Source organism: Chromohalobacter canadensis, from assembly GCF_029544075.1.
Lineage (GTDB): Bacteria > Pseudomonadota > Gammaproteobacteria > Pseudomonadales > Halomonadaceae > Chromohalobacter > Chromohalobacter canadensis_A.
Genome location: NZ_JAJQJH010000027.1, coordinates 1 through 6,138 on the forward strand (window position 1 = coordinate 1; position 6,138 = coordinate 6,138).

General features: G+C 54.8%; 4 protein-coding genes. All 4 read left to right on the top strand.

Annotated elements, in window-relative coordinates:
- The first annotated feature begins 591 nt into the window (after positions 1-591).
- Positions 592-1,587: a zinc-dependent alcohol dehydrogenase family protein gene (locus LUN51_RS17315; RefSeq protein ID WP_277812234.1), complete on the top strand. Its 996-nt coding sequence runs from the start codon at positions 592-594 to the stop codon at positions 1,585-1,587.
- 306 nt (positions 1,588-1,893) lie between these two features.
- On the top strand, positions 1,894-4,629 hold the full coding sequence (locus LUN51_RS17320; protein WP_277812235.1) for an HAD-IC family P-type ATPase: 2,736 nt from the start codon (positions 1,894-1,896) through the stop codon (positions 4,627-4,629).
- Between the two features lie 16 nt (positions 4,630-4,645).
- A complete protein-coding gene (locus LUN51_RS17325; RefSeq protein ID WP_277812236.1) occupies positions 4,646-5,305 on the top strand; it encodes a DUF2238 domain-containing protein in 660 nt (219 codons plus the stop codon).
- Positions 5,306-5,464: 159 nt separating this feature from the next.
- A complete protein-coding gene (locus LUN51_RS17330; protein ID WP_277812237.1) occupies positions 5,465-6,079 on the top strand; it encodes an MBL fold metallo-hydrolase in 615 nt (204 codons plus the stop codon).
- Positions 6,080-6,138 lie beyond the last annotated feature (59 nt).

Consider the following 6,138-nt stretch of genomic DNA (forward strand, 5'->3'; position numbering starts at 1 on the left):
TCGAGAGGGTACCGGCGCTGGCCCTCCTTCCTCTACCTGGCGGTCCAAAGTGCTGCGGTTATTCTATGAATCCAAGGGACGAATGGCTGCTTTATGTAAGCTTGGGCTAGTCAGGCCGAGCCTGATAAGCAGCTAATGTTCAGCAGAGGCTTCCAGGCCATGGTCGAGGTGGCCTGTCTGCCAGTGCAGGCTGCATCATAAGTAGTCGCGCTTCTATAAAACTTGTCCTAAGTCAACTTGAATCGAAATAGGCTGATTACCGCACAAAATACATAAGAATCGAGCGGCCGAGGATGCATGACGGGTTTGATGGTATTGATCAACTGCGAGCTTGCACAGTCCTGGATCATTTCTGGTGTCATGCCGTGGCCAAAAAATATGTACCCAGGTAGGCTGTGATGGATTTTTACAGCATTTAGTTGCTCTAGATCAATTTTTTTATGGCTGATTTTTATAAGGATTTCTGATAAAAGTTATGATGCTATGACTATTAAAGTTCTGATTCTTATTAGGTGGCAGCGGAGCAAGCTAAATCAGATAAGCACACGGTCGAGGTTGGTCCGTGATTTCAAGACTCAGGAAGATGATCAGATGAAAGCCATGGTGCTTGAGAGAAGAGGTGGACTACTTCAAGAGCGGGAGCGGCCTATTCCTACACCTGGCCCTAGGCAGGTGTTGCTCAAGGTTGAAGCCTGTGGAGTATGCCGCACCGATCTACATTTGTTGGATGGTGATCTACCAGATATTCGCTATCCTATCGTTCCCGGACACGAAATCATTGGCCGCGTTGCGGGGTGTGGCCCCGACGTTACGCTAGCGCATGGGCTCCGTCTTGGCATACCCTGGCTGGGATACAGCTGTGGCGAGTGCTGGTTTTGTATGCATGGCCAGGAAAACCTATGTGACCAGACCCTATTTACCGGTTATCAGGTCGATGGTGGCTTTGCCGAATATACTCTAGCTGATCATCGCTTCTGCTTTCCTGTCAGTCCTGACTATGATGCAGCTGAAGCAGCACCGCTAATGTGTGCTGGCTTGATTGGTTACCGTGCTTTAAATATGTGCGGCAATGGGGTGAAACGCTTAGGCATCTACGGCTTTGGTGCTGCGGCCCATATCGTAGCCCAAGTTGCTCTGTGGAAGAGCGTCGAGTTGTATGCCTTTACTCGTCCAGGGGATGAGGGAGCGAAAATTTTTGCGCATCATATGGGGGCAACCTGGGTAGGTGACTCTAATCAACTGCCCGATATGCTATTGGATGCAGCAATCATATTTGCGCCCGCCGGTGAGCTTGTGCCCGCTGCACTACGCGCGGTGCGCAAAGGTGGTGTGGTCGTTTGTGGTGGCATTTATATGAGTGATATTCCCTCATTTCCCTATGCGTTGCTCTGGGGCGAGCGTCAGTTGCGCTCGGTTGCCAACCTGACCCGTAAGGACGGTGAAAGATTCCTTGACCTGGCCTCCAAAGTAGCAGTCCACACGCATATCGAGCGTTACCCGCTCCATGCCGCCAACAAAGCACTCAGAGATCTTAAAGAAGGCACGTTGAACGGTGCTGCTGTGCTAGTAATGGCTGGTAATGACTGATTTGATAAACTGCTATTAACTTTAGAGACTTTTTGAGATGCTTGAGTGCTTGAAAAGTATAAATTTATATGGATTCCGGTGTTTGGCCTGCGCAGTTTTTATGTTTCTCATGGTTGGCTAAAAATTTTTAATTCAGGAGTGTTAGTTTAATTTTTTGGTCGTTGTTTTTCGGTGCGGATCGTACTGAAGGCCGCTTGTTGATATTAATTTAGTCATGCATGAGGTGGCTCTGTGGCGGTCAAGCTTCGCCTGTAATGACAAAATACATCATTGCATCGTGTGCATGCAGATTGCCTGGGAGACAGTATGGAGACACCCAATGCCACGCGACATACCGATTCTCTACCAGATAGCCAGCCTATGGATGCTCACGCCCGGCAGGTCGAGGATATCCTCGCGTTACTGGAGTCCTCGCCCGACGGGTTGGCGAAGAACGAAGCGACAAGACGCCAGGCGAAGTACGGATACAACCAGTTGCCGACAGTGCCCGGCCGGCATCCGCTGTTTCGTTTGCTCGCCCAGTTTCATAATGCGCTGATCTATTTTCTGCTGGCGGCCGCCGCCGCGGCGTCGCTGCTGGGGCATTTCGTCGATGCAGGGGTCATCGTCACCGTGGTGGCAGTCAATGGTGTGGTCGGTTTTATTCAGGAGGGCAAGGCGGAGAAGGCGCTGGATGCGATCCGAAACCTGACCGCACCGCATGCCCATCTGGTAAGAGAGGGTCGGCGTGTCAAGGTGCCGGTCAATGAAATCGTTCCCGGCGACATCGTATCGCTGGAGGCGGGGGATCGAGTGCCCGCTGATCTGCGCCTCATCCGGGCCAATTCATTGCGCATTGAGGAAGCCATCTTGACTGGCGAGTCGGCGGCTGCAGAAAAGCGGGAAACGCCCGCGCCGAAGGAGGCTGCGCTCGGGGATCGTTATTCTATGGCGTACTCGGGGACGCTAGTGGCTACCGGGCAAGCGACAGGAGTGGTCGTGGCCACGGGGAGCGATACTGAGATCGGGCGAATCAGCACGCTGCTGCGTGAAGTTCAGCCACTGACAACGCCCTTGCTGCGTCAGATCAATCGTTTTGGGACGCAGTTTACCTGGATCACGTTGGGTGTGGCCGCGGCATTGTTCGCCTTTGCGGTGCTGGTGCGCGGTTATGCCTGGCCGGAAGCCTTGATTGCCGTGGTGGCGTTGGCAGTGGGGGCCATTCCCGAAGGCTTGCCGGCGGTCATCACCATTACATTAGCGATTGGCGTGCAGCGCATGGCGCGGCGCAACGCCGCAATACGGCAGTTACCCGCCGTGGAGACACTTGGGGCGACCTCGGTAATCTGCTCCGACAAGACCGGCACCCTGACCCGCAACGAGATGACTGTAAGACAGCTGTACGTGCCCAGTGGCCGAGTTACCGTGAGCGGGTCGGGCTATGTGCCGGAAGGACGGTTGGAAGCCGAGCCGGTAAAGGGTATTTCCAGTACGTCGAAGGACAGTGACCGGCTGATCCTGGCTGGGTTGCTCTGTAACGATGCCCAACTGAGCCACACCGACGGGGAATGGCATGTCATTGGCGACCCGATGGAGGGGGCGCTCGTGGCACTGGCCATCAAGGCAGGCCTGGACCCAGAGCGCGCACGGCATGAATGGACACGCCTCGATGAGATCCCATTCGATGCCAAGCATCGTTTTATGGCCACGCTCAACCGCAATGTAACAGGTGAGTGTCGGATCTTCGTTAAGGGAGCTCCAGACGAATTACTGCAGTCATGTATAGCCCAGGCCGCTGGCGAAGAGACCGTGCCGCTGGATCGAGGCGCCTGGGCGGCACGGGTCGCGGAAGCGGCCGCCGAGGGCGAGCGGGTGCTCGGTTTCGCCGTCAAATCCGCACCCCCCGATTCGGACAGAATAGACTTTTCCGACCTTGATGATGGGCTGGTCTTCATCGGCCTGGTGGGTTTCATCGATCCACCGCGTAAGGAGGCCGTGGCCGCGATCAAAGAGTGTCATTCCGCTGGGATCGCGGTAAAAATGATAACCGGCGACCACGCGGCGACTGCGGCGGCTATCGCCCGTCAGTTGGGGCCCGGTGAGAATCCGCGCGTGCTCACGGGGCGCGAGCTCGACGATACTGCAGATAGCGACCTACCCGGCATCGTTGCCGAGACCAGTGTGTTTGCACGGACCAACCCCGAACACAAGCTGCGCATCGTCCGGGCGCTGCAATCGACCGGCGCCATCGTGGCGATGACCGGGGATGGCGTTAATGATGCACCGGCGTTGAAACAGGCGGATGTCGGGGTCGGCATGGGACACAAGGGCACCGACGCTGCGAAGGAGGCGTCGCAGATGATCCTGCTCGATGATAACTTTGCTTCCATCGTGGCCGCGGTGAAGGAAGGGCGGGTAGTCTATGACAATATCCGTAAGGTGGTGGCCTGGACGCTGCCCACCAATGGTGGCGAGGTATTGGCCGTTATCACTGCGATCCTGTTCAACTTTGCTATGCCGATGTCAGCGGTCCAGATCTTGTGGATCAATCTAGTTACGGCGGCCACGCTCGGCCTAGCTTTGGCGTTCGAGCCCGCCGAGCCTAATGTCATGCGTCGTCGACCCAGGTCTGCCGAGCAGGGGTTGCTTACACCGTTCTTGATCTGGCGGGTCGTGCTGGTGTCGTTTCTGTTCATGGCTGCGGCATTGGGCGTTTTCTTTTACTCGCTGGGTAGAGGGGATGAGCTGGCCATGGCTCGCACCCTCGTGGTCAATGAGATCGTGGTGCTGGAGGTTTTCTATCTCTTCAACGTGCGCTACCTGCACATGACATCGTTCCACTGGCGCGGTGTGCTGGGGACCCCTGCAGTCTTGATAGCCATTACAGTCGCTACTGTGGCGCAGTTCGCATTTACCTATCTGCCGGTCATGCAGGGGCTGTTCGATACTCGGCCGATTGCTTTTGCTGATGGGCTGCTGATCATCGGCACAGGCATCGCTCTCATGGTCGTTCTGGAGATTGAGAAGGTGTTAATGCGGCGGGCAGGCTGGCTAAGGGACTGAGTAAGGAGAGGAAAGTGTGTCCAGGAAGAGGCAAGCAGAATATCGGTTCCTGAAACAGGATACTTACCCTCTCTGGCTATTTGCTGGCTTTTCGATCTTTTGGGTGGGGCTAGCGATCGCGCCCCGTTACCGATCGGACTGGCTGCTTGAGAATATGCTGGTGTTTGTAACAATTCCTGTGCTGGGCTGGATCTGGTATCGAGAGGGCGTGTCACATCTTGCATGGAATGGCGTTTTCCTCTTTCTTACCTTTCACGAAATTGGCGCTCATTACACTTATTCAGAAGTGCCATACGATCAATGGTACCAAACCCTCTTTGGGTTCTCCTTAGACCGGAGTCTTGGCTTCGAACGTAATCAGTATGATCGATGGGTACATTTTCTCTATGGACTATTAATACTGCCACTCGTGGCAGAACTTATGGAAAAGATTTTCCCGCTTGATTCCTTCCTGCGGCGGCTTGTCCCGGTGTCGATGATCATGTCCCATGCAGCGCTCTATGAGCTCATCGAATGGTGTGCGGCTGAGATGTTCGGGGGCACACTGGGTCAGGCATATCTGGGGGCGCAGGGAGATATGTGGGATGAACATAAAGATATGCTATTGGCGCTTTTGGGGGCACTTGTGGCTAGTACCCTTATCCTTATTAAAGATAGGCACAGTCAATGTGGTTGAGACATGCCGACTGCCGAAAACATGTGAGTAAAGAATATTAGTGCGATCGTTTACTGTGAATGATGCTATTCGATGGCGGCTGTAAGCCAGGGAAGCACGATGAATATCGATCCACTATGCTGTCATTGGTGGCTCATTCACTGGCAAGGAGCGCTATTTATGTCAACCCTGACTTTTCTGGGCGCGGTGAAGGAAGTCACTGGCTCCCGCTATCTCCTTGAGGTGGATGGCTCCCATAAGCTGCTGCTGGAATGTGGTCTACACCAAGGCGGTAATGATGTTGATGAGGCCAATGCGCACTCTTTCGGGGAGTTACCGCGCGTACTAGAGGCAGTCGTGCTATCTCATGGTCATCTTGACCACGCGGGCTTGCTGCCCAAGCTGGTACGAGAAGGTTACAGCGGGCCGATCCATTGCACTCGCGGGACGCGAGATCTGCTGTTCATCATGCTGCGTGATGCAGCCTTCGTCATGGCCAAGGATATCGAGTGGGAGAATAAGTGGCGCCATAAGGCAGGCAAGCCAGCGATAGAACCACTCTACGGTCTTGACGATGTCGAGCAGACCCTCGCGCTGTGCCGGCCACATCCCTATGGGCAAACAATCGACTTGCCCGGCGGGGGCACGCTAGTTTTCCATGATGCTGGGCATATCCTGGGATCAGCCATTATCGAACTGACCGTCCCTTCGGGCGGACAGACAAAGCGGCTGGTATTTTCCGGCGACCTTGGCAATCCCAGTTCCGTATTGATGAAACTTGGATTCATAGAATAACCGCAGCACTTTGGACCGCCAGGTAGAGGAAGGAGGGCCAGCGCCGGTACCCTCTCGAC